A 19,772-nucleotide genomic window follows, 5' to 3' on the forward strand; every position below is an offset into this window, starting at 1 on the left:
CGTGACTGTCATCAAATCCCTGGGAAAAATTGCCCTCTCCACGGTTCTCGTGGGGGCGCTCATCGCCGTAGTAATTGCCCCCTTTGCGGGTCTTTCTGGTGTGGCAATTGCCCGTACCAACGACACCATGCAGTCAGATCTGCAAGATCTCACTGCTGGCGACGCCCCAGGCGTATCCACGATTTTGGACGCCAAAGGCAACAGCCTGGCCTATATATATGAGCAGCGTCGCCACCCTGTTAGCGCCGAGAAGATTTCCAAACCGATGAAGCAGGCAATCGTCGCCATCGAGGACCGCCGGTTCTACGAGCACGAGGGCGTTGACTTCCAAGGCAATTTCCGTGCCCTTTGGAGCAACTTGGCTTCCGGCGGCGTCTCCCAGGGCGCTTCAACTTTGAACCAGCAATATGTAAAGAACTACCTGCTGCTGGTCAATGCCAAAACGGAAGAAGAGCGCGCCGCCGCCATCGAGCAATCGGTACCGCGCAAGCTGCGTGAGATGCGCATGGCAACGGACCTCGATAAGAAGCTGGACAAGGAAGAAATCCTCAGCAATTACCTGAACCTCGTCCCCTTCGGCAATCACGCCTACGGCGTCGAGGCCGCTGCGCGCACCTATTTTGGCACCCATGCTTCTGAACTCACCGTGCCACAGGCAGCGATGCTGGCCGGCATGGTCCAATCCTCTGAGTACCTCAACCCCTTTACCAATAAGGACGAGGTGCTCTCGCGCCGCAACCTCGTGCTGCAGTCCATGGCAGATAGCGGTTCCATCACCCAGGAAGAGGCCGATAAGTACGCCCAGCAAGATCTCGGCGTACTCGATAAGCCTTCCCTACTTCCTAACGGTTGCATCAGCGCCAAGGATCGTGGCTTCTTCTGCGATTACGTCATCGAATACCTAGAAGAAAAGGGCATCTCCCGCGAGCAGCTCGCCCGCGGCGGCTACACCATCCGCACCACGCTGAACCCGGACGTACAAGACCAAGCACTCAATGCGGTGCGCTCTCAGACAGACCCCAATACACCCGGCGTCGCCGAGGTAATGAACGTAGTCGAGCCCAGCAAGTCCAACCGCCCAGTGCTCGCCATGGTCTCCTCCCGCACTTATGGTCTGGACCTCGACAAGAACGAAACCATGCTCCCGCAGCCGCACTCCCTAGTGGGCAACGGCGCCGGCTCGGTCTTCAAGGTCTTTACCGCCGCTGCCGCTCTGGAGTCTGGTTATGGCATCAAAAATCAGCTCGATGTCCCAACCCACTACGAAGCAGAGGGCTTGGGCTCCGGCGGTGCCGTGGGCTGCCCACCTAACCGCTATTGCGTGGAAAACGCCGGCAACTACGCCGCGACCATGACGATGCAGGATGCCTTGGCGTTCTCGCCGAATACGACCTTCATCAAGCTCATCGAGCAGGTCGGCGTGGAGCACGTAGTAGATATGTCCGTAAAACTGGGCCTGCGCTCCTATGACGAAAAGGGCAGCTACGACAAGGACACCTCGATCGCCCAACACATCAAGGAATCCAACCTGGGTTCTTACACGCTTGGACCGACTGCCGTAGATCCGCTGGAGCTGGCTAACGTCGGCGCCACCTTGGCCTCGGAGGGAATGTGGTGTGAGCCTAACCCGATCAGCAAGATCACGGACAAGGACGGCAACGAGGTCTACCTCAAGGTTCCGAATTGCGAGCGCGCCGTCAACAAGGACATCGCCAATGCGCTGACCAACAACATGACGGCCGATACCGAAAAGGGCACTGCCTCTGCCTCCGCACAGATGATGGGCTTTAACGGCAAGGCTGCGGCAAAGACTGGTACTACAGAGTCCAATCAGTCCTCCGCATTCCTGGGCTTTAACTCCGCTATATCTGCCGCTCCTTATATCTACAACGACGGCACCAACACCTCCTCGCTGTGCACCAGCCCGGTGCGCCAGTGTGGTTACGGCGATCTCTTCGGCGGCCTTGAGCCCGCGCGTTCCTTCTACGCGATGGCCTCTAACCTTCCGGCCGCAGCACAGGGCACGGTTCCGAATTACAACAAGGCTTATGACGAGGGCAAGGTCAATTCGCTCTTCGACAGCCTCCGCGGCAAGTCCGAAAGTGAGGCTCGCTCCAAGCTAGAGGCCGAGGGCTATGAGGTAAAGGTCTCGCAAGTACAGGGCAACGGCGTGCCTTATGGCCGCGTGGTCCGCGCGATTACTGGGCCAAAGGGCCTCAAGAAGGGTGCGGAGGTCACTTTGCAGCTTTCCGACGGCACTTCTGCCGCACCTCCGCCTTCCTCCAACGGTAGCGGCCAAGGCGCCGAAGCAGCACGGACCGGCACCGGCGGTGCCAACTCGGCCCCTTCCGGCAATCAACAGCAGCAGCCCGCACCGGAGCCGCTCATCCGCCAGGAAGACATCGACGCCGTCGCTAACGACATCCGCAGCTTCTTCGGCCTCTAGCTTCTAGAGAAGCTAGAAGGGCATAAAAAAATACCGCTCTATGTATTTAAGGCACTCCGATCGCGGAGATTGAACGCCTTATTTGCATAGAGCGGTACGCGTTTTTAGGGCTTAAGACAGCTTTGCCTTTACAGCCGCGGAAAGGCGCTTGCCATCAGCGCGGCCAGCGGCCTTCGCGGTGGCAACCTTCATCACATTACCCATCTGCTTGATGGTTACGGTCTCACCGGTTTCTGCTTCTACCTCAGCGATGGCCTCGCCGACGAGGGTGTCCAGCTCGGCGTCGTCAAGCTGCTCTGGCTGGTAGGCCTCGAAGTAAGGGACGTCGGCAAGCTCGGCGTCGGCCAGCTCCTGGCGGCCATTTTCTGCGTATACCTCAGCGGACTCGCGGCGCTTCTTGATTTCGCGTGCGATGACCTTGAGTACGTCTTCATCGGTTAGTTCATGGCGTGCGCCATTGGTTTCTTCTGCCTGAATTGCAGCGAGCAGGGCGCGGATAGCGCTGGTGCGTTCCTTCTCGCGGGCCTTCATTGCGGTCTTCAGATCTCCACGAATGGTTTCTTTAAGCTGGCTCATGTACTTCAATCTACGCCAGGTAGGCTTGATTAGGTGAAGATTCTCCCGATTATGGGCGGCATTGCCGCCGCTGGCCTTGGCACCCTGGCGTGGGGTTACACCGAACTGACCAAGTTTGAGCTGAAAGAGTACACGCTGCCGCTGCTGCCTGCGGGCACTTTGCGCGGTGAGGAAGAGTTCCGCATCCTCCATATCTCGGATCTGCACATGATTCCGGGGCAAGAAGCAAAAATTGAGTGGGTTGCGGCGCTGGATAAGCTGAATCCCGATTTGGTGGTCAACACCGGCGACAACCTGTCGGACCAGGGCGGCGTGCCCGATACACTGCGCGCCCTCGGCCCGCTGCTGAACCGACCAGGCCTGTTCGTTTTCGGCACCAACGACTATTGGGCGCCGCGTCCGGTCAACCCATTCAAGTACCTGTTGGGCCGCAAGCGTGAGCCTTCCTACGTTGACCTGCCATGGAAGGGCATGCGTGCGGCATTCATTGAGCGTGGCTGGCACGACGCCAACCAGGCTCGCGTGGAATTCAAGGTGGGCGACGTCAAGCTCGCCGTCGCTGGCGTGGATGATCCGCACCACGACCTTGATGACTATTCAGAGATCGCCGGCGCCCCCAACCCGGATGCGGACCTGGCATTGGCACTGCTCCACGCCCCTGAGCCGCGCGTACTTGAGCAATTCGCTGCCGACGGCTACCAGCTTTCCCTATCCGGCCACACCCATGGCGGCCAGATCTGTCTGCCGGGCTCCCGCGCACTGGTCACTAACTGCGGAATCGACCGCGCTCGTGTCCAGGGTCTGCATGACTTCGGCCCGATGAAGATGCACGTTTCCAACGGCCTCGGCACCTCGAAGTTTGCCCCTGTGCGCATCTTCTGCCGACCTTCCGCGACGCTGCTGCGCATCACCGAAGCCAACTAGCGCCGCATCCTGGCCACAGGCTAGAGTCCCCGCTCATCTGGCGTTTTGTTGTTCACCCTCAGGCTGCGTTAAAGTATTCGGGTACCGCTTAAGACGGTTTCCGGGATATGGCGCAGCTTGGTAGCGCGCTTCGTTCGGGACGAAGAGGTCGCAGGTTCAAATCCTGTTATCCCGACCAATACAATCAGCACAAGCTGACAGAAATGGTCGCTGCTTCACACAGAGCAGCGACCTTTTTCTTTTTCCGCCGCCGCCCGCCGGTCGGCTTCCCCACCATGAAGCGCGTAGCGAAAGCTGGCTACCAGCAAGATTGACTTAAACCAGCTCGCTTAATTCAGCGGTCAGCATTGCTTGGTCGATCGCAATTGCGGTGGCAGCTCCGGCTCCCATAGCTTGTGGGACTTGGTCTGGTGAACTGGTTACATTGCCTGCAGCCCACAGATTTTGTTGGGAAGTACGTCCGTTGGATTGCTGAACCCATCCGTCCTCGTCGTACTGACAGCCTGCTTCAATCAAAAGCTGGTGGTTCGGGTGGAAAGCCGGCCCCACAAAACAAGACTCAAACCGGATCTTTTCCCCATCCACGCTGAGGATAAGCCCCTCAGAGAAATCAGGATCGGCGGCAACCTGCTGCACAGGCTTGTTATTTACCTCGATGCCACGCGCGGCGAATTGCTTGAGGTCTGTTTCGCCAAGAGAAAGACCATTCGGAAAGAAAGTAATGTTCGGGCTCCACTTTCGCAGCAAGTGCACCATCCGCACAGTAAATCCCGGATTGAGGCCGCCGATAACCGCGATTCGACGATTACGCACTTCATAACCATGGCAATACGGGCAATGGAAAATTCGTTGGCCCCACAGCTCCTCTACACCGGGAATATCTGGCAATTCATCCGTAATACCCGTGCTGACCAAGACATGTTTGGCACGGATTTCATCACCTTCAACAGTAAAAGCTCGCCAGCCCAGTGCGCCGCCCTCGGCAGGCTCAAGCTTGGCAACAGTGCCTTTTATGTAATTGCCGCCGAAAGCACGAAACTCGCTTTGCCCCTTTTCCAAGTACTCCACCGGGTTCACACCGTCGAGCCCCATAATTCCGTGCGCATGCGAGCTAAACCGATTGCGAGGTTTGCCGCTATCGACGACAGCAACGCTTCGCAGGGTTGTCTTGCCGTTGGTGCTTACTTTGTCGGTGCATAGTCGGTAGTCGTGCTCTGGTTTGATGTCCGCTTATCTACATTCGCCCCCATTAAGGGTGAATCTTCAGATCAAAACTAGAAATAGTTTATATACAGCACTATCTGTATTAGGTAAGCCTTGCCTTTCCAGCTGTTCATGAATCGAGGTTTACTATGACCCAACAGTCCTCTACGCCCGCACGGAGTACAAGCTCATCCAGTGGGGCGACGGCACGTTTAAACACCAGAGATCTCATCAACGCTGGTATCTTTGCTGCACTTTACTTTGTAATCACCTTTGTAAGCGGAATGATTGGATTCGCAGGACCACAATTCATGTTTATTGGATGGTTCATCGCGGCAATCGCAAACGGAATCGTGCTAGCGCTTTATGCCGCCCGCACGCCCAAAATGGGTGCTTTCACCCTCGTCGGTGGTATTAACGGACTAGCATTCATGCTCACCGGACACTACTTCTGGACCCTGCTGGGAAGCATAATTCTAGGGTTTATCGCGGATTTGATTATTACAAAAAGCCACCTCAGTATTGCCAGATCCTTCCCTATTGCCTACAGCGTCTTCTGTGTCTGGATTTCTATGCCTTTTATCCCGCTAATTCTGGATACGGACTCCTACTACGTCGATATCGCAGACCAAATGGGTCAAGAATATGCCGATGCCATGTCGGATATCTTCCAGCCATGGACCATTGGAGTACTGGCCATTTGTGCGCTCATCGTCGGCTTTATCGGAGGAAAGGTCGGAGTTCGCGTCAGCCGCAAACACTTTGAAAGCGCTGGTCTCCTGTGAGCCTGCAAAAACAGGGCGTGCTTCGTCGATCTTCGATCGATCCACGGACCGTGCTGCTTTCTGTTCTAGTAATCAATGCGGTAGCTCTCAGCCACGGCCACCTACCGACACTGCTGATTTCTATCGCTTTCAGCTCCATCGCACTAGCTACAGTAAAGCCACACTATGGTCTTATTTGCCTGTTCGCTTTTGCATTATCCTATCTAGGGTACTGGGGCCTATTACAGCTTCCTGGCTCCACATTTTTCGCTTTTTCAGCGGCAATTTTTTCGTGGCTAAGCCGTTTTGTCATCAGCATGTCCATCGGCGCATTCGGCTTGCTCACTCTCACACCATCCACGTTGACCTCAGCACTGCGGGACCTGCGTTTACCAGGCTGGGCCACCATTCCACCGGCGGTATTCCTGCGCGTTTTGCCGATCATCGTGGCAGAAGCCAAAGCCATCCGCGATGCCATGGTCCTTCGGGGTCTCCAGCCTGGAGTAAAAAGCTGGATCACACAGCCCACACAATCGTCCGCGATGTTGATCATCCCCTTATTAGGTGCCGTCGTCCGCGCTGGTGATGAGCTCGCTGCCTCTGCTCTTGTCCGGGGATTGGGAGGACCCGCACGCCCAACCACCACCGCCGATCTTTCCTTCAAGCTTGTCGATGCAACTGCACTAGCTGGGTTGGGCCTCGTTGTTGCCTCTGTCTGGCTTCCCACGGAGGTCCACTTATGAACGAACGCAGTATCGCAACCAGTGTAGACGCCCACAACGTTTCTTTTACATATCCATTGGGAGCTCGGCCAGGCATTCAAGGTGTATCTGATGTGTCTTTTTCTGTCTCTCCAGGACAGTGTCTACTGATTACCGGTGATTCCGGATCGGGAAAGTCCACGGTACTCAATTTGATCAACGGACTCATCCCCCATTTCAATCCAGGAGAGCTACTAGGCACCATCACTATTATAAAGGATGACCAGGCTTTTACCCCTGCGGAAGAACCGCTGTCCCGAGCCATCGAGTTCAGCGCCTCAGTATTCCAGAATCCAAGGACACAATTTTTCACTGAAAGCGTCAATGCAGAATTGGCCTTCGGGCTAGAAAACCTTGGTGTAGATCCCAAAGAAATTGAGTCGAGGATTCAATCAGCGGTCGAGCTACTAGGCATTAACGATCTTCGGGGCCGGCGATTCAAAGAATTATCCGGTGGGCAGTTACAAACCGTGGCATGCGCATGCGCGCTTGTGTCCCCGGGCAGTCTCGTGCTTCTCGATGAACCCACGTCCAATCTCTCCATGGAAAGCATCGATATTCTTGCACGCGTGCTACACCGCTTGAAGGAATTAGGCACAACGATCATTATCGCTGATCACCGTCTCTTTTTCTTAAAAGATATCGCTGACCAAGTTATTTACTTGACTCAGGGAAAAATAACGCGGAGTTTCCGCGCTCAGGAGTTTTATGCCTTAGACGAACCCGAACGCAAACAATTGGGGCTACGCAGCTTACACCATGTTCCCCTGCCCGCGAGCGTGCCGGTACCACCCACGCTCGAAAACGCCGATCCCCAGCGGAGCGGACTCGAGCTAAGCAACATCTGTTTTTCTTATGGCGCACATGAGGTATTAAACATTGACCACGCATTTTTCCCCAGCGGCGAAGTCACCGCCTTAATCGGGCCCAACGGCGCTGGAAAAACCACCCTCGCCAGGATCATTTGTGGTCTTGCTTCTCCCAAACGCGGCGGTAGTCTCCGTTTGAACAGCAAACGAGTAGGAGCGGCTGCCCGCAGACGTGCCGCGTACATGGTGATGCAAGATGTTGGCCGCCAATTATTCGCAGCCACCACCGAAGAAGAAGTCACGCTCGGACTGGCAAAGAAGAAGCGGGACCACATCGATGTCAATGAGATTCTCCATCGCCTCGATCTGGCAGGAATGGCCCAACGGCATCCGCAGTCTCTGTCCGGTGGGCAACGGCAACGCTTAGCCATAGCTTCAGCCCAAGCCGAGCAAGCAGCGATCTACATCTTCGATGAACCTACCTCTGGCGTGGGCTGGCGCCAACTGCAATCCATCTCTGCGCTACTTCGATCTCTTGCAGCAAGCGGAGCAGTGGTCATCGTCATCACCCATGACCACGAATTCATCCAAGAATCAGTCACCAGAATCATCGATATGACTGACATCAACAAGAATTGAGAAAGAAATGTCTGAACTAAAACAAAGTTCCACAGAATCAAGCGGAACCCACGCACCAGAATCACACGGTGCGTCACCGGAAGAAGAGGCTCACGCAAAACTAAAAGCCGGCCAGGTCGCTCTAAAGAAACTACTGGCCCCAGTGCAAACAACCATCTACTTCGCACAGTTTCTCGCGCTTATATCCTCGGTACTCGCCGTAGCACCCTACGTCGCGTTGGTGGCACTGGGAAATGCTCTAATCGACGGCAAAACTGATGACGTCGCGTCCATTGTGAAATGGCTACTTGCTGCATTTTTGGGCCAGCTATTCTTCTATTTCCTTGCCCTTGCAATCACCCACTTCGCTGATGCAAAGCTGGTGGGGATTAACCGGCGCCGAATTATTACCGCTATTGCGAAAGCACCACTCTCGTGGTTTAGCCAGACTAATTCCGGCAAAGTCCGCAAAGCCGTCGAGGACGATACGTTAACTCTGCACACCCTGACAGCCCATGCTCCTGTAGAGAAGGTCGCCGCGATCTTTACGCCCCTCGCGCTTCTGGTTTATGCCTTTTTCTTGGATTGGCGCCTTGGTCTACTTTCTATTGCCACTGTGCCCATTTTCCTAGCAATCCAAGCATATTCAATGAAAGATATGGGCACAAAAACTGCGGAAATGGATAATTATCTGGGTGAGGTCTCTGCGACTGCGGTGGAGTTCTCCGAAGGTATTTCCGTCGTCAAGGCTTTCGGCACCGTTGGCAAAGCCCACGCTCGATATCGCGAAGCTGCCCAAAAATTCGCGGAATTCTATTACGAGTGGGTACGTCCGCTTCTGCGTGTTTCCGCAATCTCAGAGTCTGTGGTGGCGGTTCCTGTCCTCATCCTTATCAATCTAGGAGTCGGTTCCCTGCTGATAGCTGGTGGCTATGTCACGGTCGCTGAAGTCATCGCAACAACGTTAATTGCGCTGGTGCTCCCAGGCACGATTCAAACCGTCGGCCAAATGATGTGGTCTTACCAGCTCGCTGGCAATGCGGCGTTGCGCCTTGATGAAGTCATGACAATTTCCCATGTGAAAGAAGGCCAAAAGAGACTCGATGCCAGTAGTCAAGACATGGAGGTGGAGTTCCATAAGGTCAGCTTTAGCTACGCCCCAGACACACCAGTCCTCCAAGACTTTTCTGCGCAACTAAATGCAGGCACTGTCACGGCATTGATTGGCCCCTCCGGGTCTGGCAAATCCACAGCAGCAACGATGCTGGCGCGTTTCCAGGATCCAGATTCGGGCACAATCACTATCAACAACGTGGATATCCGTGATCTCACTTTCGACAGTTTGTACCGCACTGTGGCTTTCGTCTTACAAGATCCTCACTTACTGCGTATGAGTATTCGGGAAAACATTCGCCTTGCACGCCCAGAAGCCCGCGATGAAGAGATCTGGCAAGCCGCAGAGGCTGCGCACATAGCTGCTGATATTCGCGCTTTACCGGCTGGGCTCGACACCGTTGTTGGTGAGGACACCTCTTTATCCGGTGGACAACAGCAACGCATTTCTATTGCCCGGGCAATCATTACCAATGCCCCAATCTTGATCCTGGATGAAGCTACTGCGGCAACTGATCCTGACTGCGAAGCAGAAATTCAAGCAGCTCTAGCCACACTCGTCAGAGGCAAGACCGTCTTAGTCATCGCCCACAAGCCGGAGTCCATCCAAGGAGCAGACCAAATAATCTGCCTCAAGCCTATGAAGGATAATTCTCATGTCTAATGCCACTACGCCTGTTAGTTCGCGTCTTCGTGATCCGCTACTCACTCGCAGTGTCAAAAAGCTGCAAAGTCCTGTAGGCCATAAGCTCAATAAAAGGTATGCTTGTCTATCGCTTATCGTTGGCGTGCTTGATGGCCTCGCCGTTCTCACGCTCGTGCCACTTACAAAGGCACTCGATGGGGATACGACGATCGCACCATGGATGTGGACGCTTTTGGCAATTGCGCTCGTAGCTTTTGCGCTACGATTTTTCGCAACCATGGCCTCTTACCACACGGCCTTGGATTTCATCCGAGCCGCGCACACGACTGTGGGCGATAAATTAGCAACGCTACCGCTCGGCTGGTTCGTACCGGCTAATACCGGCGGCCTATCTCGCCTCGTTTCAGATCGCTTTATGGTGGCGGCCGAGACCATTGCGCATATTCAAGGAACGATATACCGCGATAGCGCGGCACTTGTCACCTTGTTAGTAGGAGCGTGTTTCTGGAACCCGAAGCTGGGCTTGGTCCTTCTTATCATCGCACCATTGGCGCTCGTGGTGATGCAGTTGGCTGCATGGATTCGTGAGAAAGCATCGAACCGCGCACTGGGGCCGAGTAAAGAGCTCTCCCAGCGCATCGTAGAATTTGCTAACCGTCAACCAGCCCTGCGCGCGGCAGGACAATCACAAGTTTTTGCGCCACTAGAGCAAGCGCTAGAAATCGACCATAAAGCACGAATACGCGAGCTATGGGTATCCACATTAGCTTTGCTACTCAACGGCATAATAGTGCAGATCTTCATTGTGGCTCTCATTATGGTCTCCGCGGATCTTGCCGTTGAAGGCGCCCTATCGCCACTAGAAACAATTGCGATCATCGGAATCAGCTTGAGGTTTACCCGCACGCTTGAACAGCTGGGTTCTTCTTTCGTCGGTTTAGATGCCGGCCGTATCGCGCTCACAGAAACTGAGCTCATCACCGATGCCCCTTCCCTGCCAGAACCCACTACTCCGCGCCTAGGCGATGGTTCGGGAAATGTCGAGCTGCTTAATGTCACGTTTGGATACGGCGATAAACCAGTATTGGTAGATGTCACTTTCCATGCTCGACCAGGCACCGTTACCGCCATTGTCGGTCCTTCTGGCTCCGGAAAGACCACAATTGCGCGCCTTATTTCGCGATTCTGGGATGTAGATTCCGGGGCGGTGATGGTTGACGGCGTAGATATCCGCGAGCTTGGAACCGAACAGTTAATGTCCAGACTGTCCATGGTCTTTCAGGACGTTTACCTCTTCGACGACTCGTTAATCGCTAATATCCGCGTTGGTCGTCCCGACGCCTCCGATGAGGAAGTCTTCCGCGCAGCTGATCTTTCAGGCGTGACTTCTATTGCCAACCGCCTAGGGTGGCATACTCCTGTTGGTGAAGGCGGGCGGCTTCTATCCGGTGGTGAACGCCAGCGCGTATCTGTAGCTCGCGCGCTTCTCAAGCAAGCGCCGATTGTACTCTTTGATGAGGCTACCTCCGCGCTCGATGCAGAAAATGAGGCAAACATTCTTGCTGCGATGGACGAGCTACGGGAGCAATCTACTTTTATTGTCATCGCCCATAAGCTGGATACAATCAAATCTGCTGATCAAATCGTAGTCTTGGATGAACACGGGCAAGTCAGCCAGCTAGGCACGCATTCTGAGCTTTCCGATGTCCCTGGTATCTACCGTCACTTCTGGCAGCAACGCAAAGCAGCAAGCGGGTGGAAAATCAGTTCGGGACGCGATTAACGCGGGCACCGAGATCGGCATTGTTTGCGGGGGACACCCTTCTCTCCCCCTCTCTCCCATTACGTTGTTAGCAGTTCCACCCCAGGGCGCCGAAGATTCATAGCCTGTCCACCCGAGTGGGAGGGGCTATGTTTATGTCCGTTCCCGCCGTCCGAAAGGACAGTGGAACTAGTCGCTGGCTTCGGTATGGCTTATTCCTGTCCCTGTTAAGAAAATGATCCGGGGGGTGATGCCACCGGAGACAGTGACATACTCAAACAGCTCAATAGGAACCTGACCCGGCCCAGGCGGCACGAGGTCTCACAGTAATGTGGATGCCAGCGCCAGTATGTCCGACCACCCCAGCGATGAAGCGTAAATAATCCAACTCCCTACTCATCGCTAGGAGGCACCAACTCATGGCCTATGACTTCGTCATTGGAATGGACGTCGGCAAATACTTCCACCACGCCTGCGTCCTCGATCCCCAGGGCAGACAAGTCCTATCCAAACGCATCAACCAGCACGAAGGCTCGCTACGCAAGCTCTTCGGCAAATTCCTGGCCAATGACGCCGAAGTCCTTGTCGTCGTCGATCAGCCCAACAACATCGGCAGGCTAACCGTCGCAGTCGCCCAAGCAATGGGAGCCGACGTTCGCTACCTCCCCGGGCTTGCCATGCGACAGCTTTCACGTATCCACGTCGGCAACTCCAAGACCGATGTACGCGACGCTTATGTCATCGCCCATGCCGGCCTCAACCTGCCAGATGCCCTGCGTAGCGTCGACCGCGTTGAGGAAGTCTTCCTCCAGCTGAAAGTCCTCAACGGTATCGACGAAGACCTCGCCCGCGCCTACACACGCCTGATCAACCAGATGCGATCCGCGCTCGTGGGCACCTACCCCGCATTCGAACATGTCCTACGTGGCCAGATGATTCACCGCAAGTGGATTCTCCACCTTCTGGCGAAATACGGTGGCCCCACCAAGATTCGACGCGTCGGCAAAGCACGGCTGACAGCTTTCGCACGTGGTCACAGGGCACGTAATCCTGAACCAGTTATCGATGCCATGCTTGCTGCGATCCACGGCCAGACGGTATCCATCGCCGGCGCAGAATACGCGGAACTTGGCGTAGCAATGTCCGCCAAAGATGCACTAGCCAAGCTGGAGCACCGCAAAGAGATTGAAGCCCAGGTACTCGAGCTGATCCAGGACATTCCTCAGACCGAGATTCTCTTGTCCATGCCCGGCATCGGCCCACGTAGCGCCGCGCAAATCCTTATGACCGTCGGCGATATGTCCGACTTTCCCAATGCAGCGCACCTGGCTTCCTATGCAGGCCTGACGCCGCAGACGAATCAGTCGGGAACGTCGATCATGTCGAATTCGCCCAACCGGGCCGGCAACAAGAAATTGAAGAACGCCCTATGGCAATCATCCTTTGCATCGATCAGATTCCACGAGCGTTCCCGGCAATTCTATGAGCGAAAACGCAAAGAAGGCAAGAGACATAACGCCGCAGTCGTCGCGCTCGCACGCCGACGCCTCAACGTCCTCTTCGCCATGATGCGCAGCGGAGAGCTCTACAGAGACATCCCCACAGCCTCCGAAGCATCCGCTTCAAATCCTTCGCAATGCGCGAGCTGCTCTGACGAGGCGATTACTGGCTTCATGTACGCGTTGTGGAGGATGGCCCAGGCGAGCATCGCGCCGCGAAAAGAACAGCCGCGGCAGATACTTGCTTCCAGATTTATTCCGGTCAGGTCGTAGCCGGAGAAGTCTTTTCCGGAAATATCTCGGCCTGCGAATTCTTGGAACCAGGTATCAGGCGTTTGCTTATACATTGCCGGTTCTTCCTGTATAAGGGCCAAAACGGGAAACGACGCGGCGCCCCTACAGCAGCCGCGTCGCCCCTATTCCCTATCACTCACAACGGATTGGAGAAACCGTTTGCCTACCCCCTAAGTAGGCATTGTGAGCAAGATTCACTCTAGCACCGATTGGAAACAAAACGGTAACCAATCAAAAGTTTCCACAGAAGGAATCACAAAATTGCATGTTTGGTCTAATTTTAGAAAAACCAATTAGTCAGTACATTTAGCGTCTTAGCCTTTTCGTTTCGCCGAAAAGCCGCGCTTCATAATACCTATCGAAAAAATTCCAACTGCTACAAGGATGCCAAGCCCGATCCACGCGAGGCTCAGCTGCCCCGAGTTACCGGCAACCGTAAAGCCAACCGTTGACCAGTGCATTGGCAGCAAGCCCATCACGGTCTTCCACACCCCGGCCACAGCGGTGGCGGCAGTTGCAGACTTCCAGAACCAGCCCACCGCAGCAAGTTGCAGCAAACCAAGGACAATGACTACACCGGCGCCGATCTTCGGGAAGTAGTGCAGCACCACTGCCGTAAGACCAGCGCTTCCCAGCGCGGTCGCCGCAGCCATGGCAGCAGCCAGCCCCGCAGCCATGCCATCAACGCCGGTAGCCAGAATCATAAAGACAATCTCAGCCGCGGCAGTCAGCACAACTACACCAGCAAGAAGGCTCAGCCAAGGCTTCCGCGAACGCACCACATAAGCGCCCAGGGCAGTTCCACCGAGCGAGACCATCGCCGCGATAAGCAGCGCCACGATGGGGCTCAGCATCTTTACTTCCGCACCCTGACCATCCGCGGCAGCCGGCAACGCACGCTGCACATCCTGCACCTTGGTTTGGTTCTGCTTCGCCATGCCGTCAACACGCTTGGCACCTTTGTCCAGCTTGTCGATGCCGCCGAGAGCCTCATCAACCTTGGAATTAAGCTCCTTGGTGCCATCGTTCAAACGCTTGGCGCCATCCGCTGCCTTATACACGCCATCGTGATAGGCATAGCCGTTAACCGCGAGCTGATTGGAAAGCTCCCGTGAGCCATCCTTCAAGCGCTTAAGTTGATTAGTTAGATTCTGGTCAATCTGAAAATTATTGACTTGATTGCGCAGGTCCCCGAGCTGCGACTTGATGTTGCGCGCCTCGGGGGAATTATTTCCCTCAAGGTCCTTCAGCGTGCCGTCGATGGCGGCCAGCAGCTGGCCCTGCACCACGGTAAGACCTGTAATTTGATCCACTGCGTTACCCACGCCGTTTGCCACCTCAGTTGCACCATTGCCCAGCTGGTTGGTGCCGGACTGCAGCTGAATCAGGCCGTCGTAAAGCTCCTGCGATCCGGCGCTGAGCTTGTCGACGCCACCGCCCAGCTCACCAGCACCATCCTTCAGCTTGCCCGTGCCGGTGGAAAGCTGCTGGGTTCCCGACTTCAAAAAGCCAGCCTGGGCCTGCGCCTGGCTTGCGGCACGCGCCGCCTCGCTTAACGACGCCGCACCTGCTTGACCTTCTGTCGGCGCACCGGTTCCCTCACTCGACCACGCACGTGAGGCATCCCACCCCGTCACGCCTGTCACAATGGCACCTACCACCAAGGGCAGAACCACCAGCAAGCACAGAAGTGCGCCACGCAGGCGCGAGGGACGGGACGGCAAATCAGCAAGGCGGGAGTTCATCCTTTAAAAAATATCGCTCCCACCACCGCAAACAACGCAGGCGCGCCGTTTTAAGTCGGGGCAAAGATACAGAAATCCCAAAACTTCCAACCAACTGATCATAGGATTTAGCCCATGAAACGTTCCCTACTGATTCTCCCCCTAGCCGCACTTCTTCCACTCACCGCCTGCTCCCCCAAAGACACTGCAGATAGCGAGCCGCAGTTCGCAGCAGCCGAATCCAACGCGGCCGCAAAAGAAACCGCCACTAGTGAGACCCCAACCACCACCAGCAGCAAGGCCGAAGATCAGCCCGCCCCGACAACCAAGACCGTCACCGCCACGGTCGAGCCGGAGCAGCCAGCGCCAGATACGCCACAGGCGCAAAGCAAAGGCAGCTGCTCAGTCGATGCACTTCAGCAGGCCAACACCTCGATGAGCAACATGACTGTTATCGATTGTGACGGTTCGTGGGCATACATTGCCCAGCGCAATACCGATTGGTTCGCCTGGGCTTATTGGGATGGCCAAAAGTGGAAGGGTGAACCTCACATCGGCACCACTAGTAGCGGCATGCAGGGCCCCTGCTATGACGTCGAAGGCATGAAAGCACGAGGCCTGAGCGACGCTATGGCAGCGGACGCTCAGGCCTGTGATTAAGAGGTTGTAGTACGTGCTAGTTCTTCTCTGCGAAGAGCTCGCGAACGCGCTTTTCTAGGCGTGGGGAAACTGCGCCCCAGTAAGCGTAGATGCGCTCCTCGGTCTCGGAGGAAACACCAGCCATGGCGTTGGTAATGTTGTCCGCCATGCGCTCCTTCTCCTCGTCGTTGTAGACGTTCTCGTACAGGTCGGTTGCCTGCGCGGTATCGGAATCCTCAGCGTGGCGGACATACGGTGCGCGAACCAAGTCCAAACCTGCTGGGTCCGGGTTGACGTAGAGATCCGGAGCGGTGGTGGTCTCTAGCTGGCTACGGTCGTTGACGTCACCGTCGAGGTAGCCGCCGCCCTTTGCGTGGCGGTTCGGGGAGTAAACCGGATCCTCAGGAGCATTGAAGAGGAACTGCATGCTTCCCTCGTGCTCGTAGGTGTTGACCTTGTCCGCATTCAGTGGCTGGTTAACTGGCAGCTGCTTGTAGTTCGGCCCAATGCGGTAACGCTGCTGGTCAGCATAAGCAAAGACACGAGCTTGCAGCATCTTGTCCGGAGAAAGGCCGATGCCTGGGACTAGGTTGGAAGGATCCAAAGCAACCTGCTCGATCTGCGCGAAGAAGTTGCGTGGGTTGCGGTTGAGCACAAAGTATCCGACATCAACCAGTGGGTAGTCCTTCTTGGACCAAACCTTGGTGAGGTCGAACGGGTTGAAGCGGTATTCAGCTGCTTCAGCAAGCGGCATGATCTGAACCTTGACGTCCCAGATTGGGTAGTCGCCTTCTTCGATGGCGTTGTAGAGATCCTCGCGGTGATAGTCGGCGTTCTTGCCTGCCATCTCACCTGCCTCAGCATCAGTGAAGTTCTCAACACCCTGGCGAGACTTGAAGTGGTACTTCACCCAGAAGGCCTCGCCTTCTTCGTTGACCCACTGGAAGGTATGGGAGCCGTAGCCGTTCTGGTGGCGGGTGGTCTTCGGGGTACCGCGGTCACCCATCAAGTAGGTGACCTGGTGGGTGGACTCTGGGTTGCGGGTCCAGAAGTCCCACTGCATATCCGCGTCACGCAGGCCGTTGACGCCGAGACGCTTCTGGGAGTGAATGAAGTCAGGGAACTTCATGCCGTCACGCAGGAAGAAGACCGGGGTGTTGTTGCCGACGATGTCGTAGTTGCCATCCTCGGTATAGAAACGCAGTGCGAAGCCGTGCACATCGCGCCAGGTATCCGGAGATCCCTGCTCGCCAGCAACGGTGGAGAAACGGCCCATCATTGGGGTGACAGTGTTTGGTTGAAAGAGCTTCGCCTTGGTGTAGCGCGAGACATCGTTGGTGATGTGCAGCTCGCCAAAGGCGCCATGGCCCTTTGCGTGCGGGGTGCGCTCTGGCACGCGCTCGCGATTGAAGTGCGCAAGCTTCTCAATCAGGTGAATGTCATTGAGAACAACTGGGCCGTTCTGACCTGCGGTAATGCTGGTATTCTCGGTAGCAACCGGCTGACCGGAAGGGCTGGTGGTATTTGGGCCGCCTGCGGGGCGCTGGCCTTTGTCGAGGACCTTGTCAGCTTCAGAGTTAGTCATGGAAAGCCTCCTAAGAAAACTAGCGGGAACTAGTCAATAAAATTGTTGATAATTTGGGGTGGATTATCAATCACGGACAAGCAATAACCTACCCCGCTTAATAGGCCCTCGCAACAAAAATCAGCGAATTAATAAGTTCTGCCAGGGAAATCTAATTTAGCGTTCATCCTGGTAAGTTCATTTTGGTGAAACACCACTCCGAGCATGACGACGCCCGCGTCACTGACCTTGCGCTCAAGGCCGGCCGCGGCGATCGCGCAGCTCTCACGGAGTTTATTAAGTCCACTCAGGATGATGTGTGGCGTCTTCTCGCGCACCTAGGCGGCGCGGAAATCGCAGACGATCTCACCCAAGAGACGTACCTACGAGTCATCAGCGCGCTCCCCCGCTTCGCCGCGCGCTCCTCAGCACGCACCTGGTTGCTTTCCCTCGCGCGCCGCGTATGGGTGGACAACATTCGCCACGACATGGCGCGCCCGCGAAAGGCTGCAACGGAATATGAAGACGCAGCGGCACAGACGCCTTCGACCGAGAACTCCGGAGCGTGGAGCGATTGGATCGACGCCCGCACGCTAATCGACGCCCTGCCCGCAGACCGCCGCGAAGCCCTCATCCTCACCCAAGTACTGGGCTATTCCTACGAAGAAGCAGCCAAAATCGCTGGCGTACGCATCGGCACGATTCGTTCCCGCGTTGCCCGCGCCCGCAAAGACCTCATCGAAGGTACAGGAGCCTAGCCAGGAATCATTAGCGCGAATCGTTACCTACTATTTACCAGGCTTCACTTTCGGTACAATTAGCTGCGATTTTAGCGCTGGAACCCAAGAAGTTTTCGCGAAATTTCTGTGCACTTTTAGAAAATTGTCTGGATGAAAGGCATTAAAGAAAAGTAGCATGGCTTAAAAACACACGTGACAAATCGAAGGTCGACCCGGGCCAGCGCGCTACAAAAATGCGCGCATTTCTTTTTGCCCGGCGCGTGTGAGAATGCGAGAAATCTCCTCATGATGAAACGCGCATTGGCTATCTCCATGGCGTTTATCGGTGTTGTTGTCGGCGCGGGCTTTGCCTCGGGCCAGGAAGCTATGCAGTACTTCGTAGCCTTCGGAACCACTGGTTTCTGGGGCGTAGCGCTGGCTGCCGGGTTGATGATCATCACCGGCATTTCAATTTTGCAGCTGGGATCTTATTTCCAGGCCACAGAGCACACGGCGGTGTACGACAAAATTTCCGGACCAATTACCTCCAAGATCTTGGACTGGTCCACGATTGCCACGCTCTTTTCCATCGGCTTCGTGATGTTCGCCGGTGGCGGATCCACCATCACGCAGCAATTCCCAGACATAAAGATTTGGGTAGGTGCAACGCTGATGTTGGTGCTCGTCCTGCTCGTCGGCCTGCTCGACGTTGACCGCGTCACCGCAGTCATCGGCACCATTACTCCATTCATCATCATCTTTATCGTCTTGGCCACCGGCTATACCATCGCCACCGCCGACGTTGATTGGAGCCACCTCAACGAATTCGCCACGAATAACGTTGACACCACGCTGGGCAACTGGTGGCTCGCCGCCCTGAACTACACCGGCCTGAACGTCATGTGCGCGGTATCCATGTCCATCGTCATCGGCGGCAACATCCTCGACAATCGTGCAGTGGGCATCGGTGGCCTCATCGGCGGCTTTATCTACCTGCTTCTGCTGACACTGCTCGTGGCCTCCCTATTCATGGTGGCACCGACCGTGCATGCAAAAGATCTGCCGGTTCTAGAGCTCATCAACACCATTCACCCGTCTCTGGGCTATGTGATGACGATTGTCATTTACGGCATGGTCTTTAACACCGCAGTGGGCATGTTCTACGCGCTGGGCAAGCGCCTGACCCGTAAGAAGCCGAAGCTTTTCTACCCAGTCTATGCCGCTTCCTGCATCATCGGTTTCATTCTTTCCTTCGTCGGTTTCAAGTCTTTGGTCAGCAACATCTACCCAATCTTGGGCTACCTTGGCCTGCTGATGATTGCCGTTATGGTCTTCAACTGGGTTATAAAGCGCGACAAAATTACTTCCGAAAGCAAACGTCGAGTGCGTGCTCGCACCCTGGTCCAGCGCAAGCTCGACCCGCGCGAGCACTTCACCAAGAAGAACCAGAAGGAGCTCGCAAAGCTCGCGGCCGCTTCCAATATGAAGACCGACGAGTTTGAGGACACCGTTGCCGAAGAAATCCACGAGGAGCTCGAGGCAGATGACGAGCTCGAGTACGACCGTGAAGATCCTGATCCTTCAGTTGTCTTCGTCGAGCACACCAAGCCAGAAGTTCCACGAGACTAATACAAAGCTCTCTCCCCTTCCTGCTTAAGCAGACCTTTCCAAGGCGTATGAGTTGGCCTAACCCAGCTCATACGCCTAATGT

15 protein-coding genes, 1 tRNA gene and 1 pseudogene are annotated in these 19,772 nt (G+C 55.5%); 12 read left to right on the top strand and 5 right to left on the bottom strand.

The features are described 5' to 3' along the window. Position 1: 1 nt before the first annotated feature. The gene (locus WM42_RS05565; protein WP_062036164.1) at positions 2-2,446 is read left to right on the top strand and encodes a transglycosylase domain-containing protein; all 2,445 of its coding nucleotides are present in this window, start codon (positions 2-4) and stop codon (positions 2,444-2,446) included. Positions 2,447-2,557: 111 nt separating this feature from the next. Here the strand turns inward: WM42_RS05565 and WM42_RS05570 are convergent, their stop codons facing one another. Then, entirely contained in the window at positions 2,558-3,022 is a 465-nt protein-coding gene (locus WM42_RS05570; protein WP_061920175.1) for a GatB/YqeY domain-containing protein, read from the bottom strand. A 51-nt stretch (positions 3,023-3,073) separates the two neighbouring features. Between WM42_RS05570 and WM42_RS05575 the strand changes: the two genes are divergently transcribed. Both WM42_RS05575 and WM42_RS05580 read left to right on the top strand, forming a co-directional pair. Beyond that, complete coding sequence (locus WM42_RS05575; protein WP_371326192.1) at positions 3,074-3,946, top strand: metallophosphoesterase; 873 nt, start codon at positions 3,074-3,076, stop codon at positions 3,944-3,946. A gap of 101 nt (positions 3,947-4,047) precedes the next feature. Further along, a tRNA-Pro gene (locus WM42_RS05580) sits at positions 4,048-4,124 on the top strand. A 137-nt stretch (positions 4,125-4,261) separates the two neighbouring features. On the opposite strand, the gene WM42_RS05585 is transcribed toward WM42_RS05580, so the two are convergent. Beyond that, a complete protein-coding gene (locus tag WM42_RS05585) occupies positions 4,262-5,038 on the bottom strand; it encodes an NAD(P)/FAD-dependent oxidoreductase (RefSeq protein ID WP_062036166.1) in 777 nt (258 codons plus the stop codon). Between the two features lie 260 nt (positions 5,039-5,298). Here WM42_RS05585 and WM42_RS05590 point away from each other — a divergent pair, with 260 nt between their 5' ends. The 6 genes and pseudogenes from WM42_RS05590 to WM42_RS05615 form a co-directional block, all read left to right on the top strand. Next, a complete protein-coding gene (locus tag WM42_RS05590) occupies positions 5,299-5,934 on the top strand; it encodes an MptD family putative ECF transporter S component (protein WP_061921197.1) in 636 nt (211 codons plus the stop codon). A 50-nt stretch (positions 5,935-5,984) separates the two neighbouring features. Continuing rightward, complete coding sequence (locus tag WM42_RS05595; protein WP_235591016.1) at positions 5,985-6,656, top strand: energy-coupling factor transporter transmembrane component T family protein; 672 nt, start codon at positions 5,985-5,987, stop codon at positions 6,654-6,656. After that, on the top strand, positions 6,653-8,122 hold the full coding sequence (locus WM42_RS05600) for an ABC transporter ATP-binding protein (protein ID WP_062036168.1): 1,470 nt from the start codon (positions 6,653-6,655) through the stop codon (positions 8,120-8,122). The genes WM42_RS05595 and WM42_RS05600 overlap by 4 nt, the downstream gene beginning before the upstream one ends. 7 nt (positions 8,123-8,129) lie before the next feature. Continuing rightward, entirely contained in the window at positions 8,130-9,878 is a 1,749-nt protein-coding gene (locus tag WM42_RS05605) for an ABC transporter ATP-binding protein (RefSeq protein WP_062036170.1), read from the top strand. Next, on the top strand, positions 9,871-11,643 hold the full coding sequence (locus WM42_RS05610) for an ABC transporter ATP-binding protein (RefSeq protein WP_061921189.1): 1,773 nt from the start codon (positions 9,871-9,873) through the stop codon (positions 11,641-11,643). The genes WM42_RS05605 and WM42_RS05610 overlap by 8 nt, the downstream gene beginning before the upstream one ends. 398 nt (positions 11,644-12,041) lie before the next feature. Continuing rightward, positions 12,042-13,247: pseudogene (locus tag WM42_RS05615) on the top strand (IS110 family RNA-guided transposase); the annotation flags it as partial. Here the strand turns inward: WM42_RS05615 and WM42_RS13840 are convergent. Both WM42_RS13840 and WM42_RS05620 read right to left on the bottom strand, forming a co-directional pair. Further along, positions 13,208-13,468: a pentapeptide repeat-containing protein gene (locus WM42_RS13840; RefSeq protein ID WP_070497559.1), complete on the bottom strand. Its 261-nt coding sequence runs from the start codon at positions 13,466-13,468 to the stop codon at positions 13,208-13,210. The pseudogene WM42_RS05615 and the gene WM42_RS13840 overlap by 40 nt on opposite strands. Positions 13,469-13,729: 261 nt before the next feature. Beyond that, positions 13,730-15,160 carry a YhgE/Pip domain-containing protein gene (locus tag WM42_RS05620; RefSeq protein WP_062036172.1) on the bottom strand — a complete coding sequence of 477 codons (1,431 nt, stop codon included), beginning with the start codon at positions 15,158-15,160 and terminating at the stop codon, positions 13,730-13,732. Positions 15,161-15,274: 114 nt separating this feature from the next. Between WM42_RS05620 and WM42_RS05625 the strand changes: the two genes are divergently transcribed. After that, positions 15,275-15,799, top strand: coding sequence for a hypothetical protein (locus WM42_RS05625; protein ID WP_062036174.1), 525 nt, complete (start codon positions 15,275-15,277; stop codon positions 15,797-15,799). A gap of 16 nt (positions 15,800-15,815) precedes the next feature. On the opposite strand, the gene WM42_RS05630 is transcribed toward WM42_RS05625, so the two are convergent. Next, positions 15,816-17,363 (bottom strand): catalase, encoded by a 1,548-nt coding sequence (locus tag WM42_RS05630; RefSeq protein ID WP_062036176.1) that lies wholly within the window; start codon positions 17,361-17,363, stop codon positions 15,816-15,818. Between the two features lie 185 nt (positions 17,364-17,548). On the opposite strand from WM42_RS05630, the gene WM42_RS05635 reads away from it, so the two are divergent. Beyond that, positions 17,549-18,100 carry an RNA polymerase sigma factor gene (locus WM42_RS05635; protein WP_062036178.1) on the top strand — a complete coding sequence of 184 codons (552 nt, stop codon included), beginning with the start codon at positions 17,549-17,551 and terminating at the stop codon, positions 18,098-18,100. 267 nt (positions 18,101-18,367) lie between these two features. Further along, on the top strand, positions 18,368-19,690 hold the full coding sequence (locus WM42_RS05640) for a YkvI family membrane protein (RefSeq protein WP_062036180.1): 1,323 nt from the start codon (positions 18,368-18,370) through the stop codon (positions 19,688-19,690). Positions 19,691-19,772 lie beyond the last annotated feature (82 nt).

The sequence above is a fragment of the Corynebacterium simulans genome, from assembly GCF_001586215.1.
Classification (GTDB): Bacteria; Actinomycetota; Actinomycetes; order Mycobacteriales; family Mycobacteriaceae; genus Corynebacterium; species Corynebacterium simulans.

Coding starts and splice junctions, on each gene's coding strand:
- WM42_RS05570 (WP_061920175.1), bottom strand. CDS start 3,022: ATGAGCCAGCTTAAAGAAACCATTCGTGGAGATCTGAAGACCGCAATG.
- WM42_RS05575 (WP_371326192.1), top strand. CDS start 3,074: ATGGGCGGCATTGCCGCCGCTGGCCTTGGCACCCTGGCGTGGGGTTAC.
- WM42_RS05585 (WP_062036166.1), bottom strand. CDS start 5,038: ATGGGGCTCGACGGTGTGAACCCGGTGGAGTACTTGGAAAAGGGGCAA.
- WM42_RS05590 (WP_061921197.1), top strand. CDS start 5,299: ATGACCCAACAGTCCTCTACGCCCGCACGGAGTACAAGCTCATCCAGT.
- WM42_RS05600 (WP_062036168.1), top strand. CDS start 6,653: ATGAACGAACGCAGTATCGCAACCAGTGTAGACGCCCACAACGTTTCT.
- WM42_RS05605 (WP_062036170.1), top strand. CDS start 8,130: ATGTCTGAACTAAAACAAAGTTCCACAGAATCAAGCGGAACCCACGCA.
- WM42_RS05610 (WP_061921189.1), top strand. CDS start 9,871: ATGTCTAATGCCACTACGCCTGTTAGTTCGCGTCTTCGTGATCCGCTA.
- WM42_RS13840 (WP_070497559.1), bottom strand. CDS start 13,468: ATGTATAAGCAAACGCCTGATACCTGGTTCCAAGAATTCGCAGGCCGA.
- WM42_RS05620 (WP_062036172.1), bottom strand. CDS start 15,160: ATGAACTCCCGCCTTGCTGATTTGCCGTCCCGTCCCTCGCGCCTGCGT.
- WM42_RS05625 (WP_062036174.1), top strand. CDS start 15,275: ATGAAACGTTCCCTACTGATTCTCCCCCTAGCCGCACTTCTTCCACTC.
- WM42_RS05630 (WP_062036176.1), bottom strand. CDS start 17,363: ATGACTAACTCTGAAGCTGACAAGGTCCTCGACAAAGGCCAGCGCCCC.
- WM42_RS05640 (WP_062036180.1), top strand. CDS start 18,368: ATGATGAAACGCGCATTGGCTATCTCCATGGCGTTTATCGGTGTTGTT.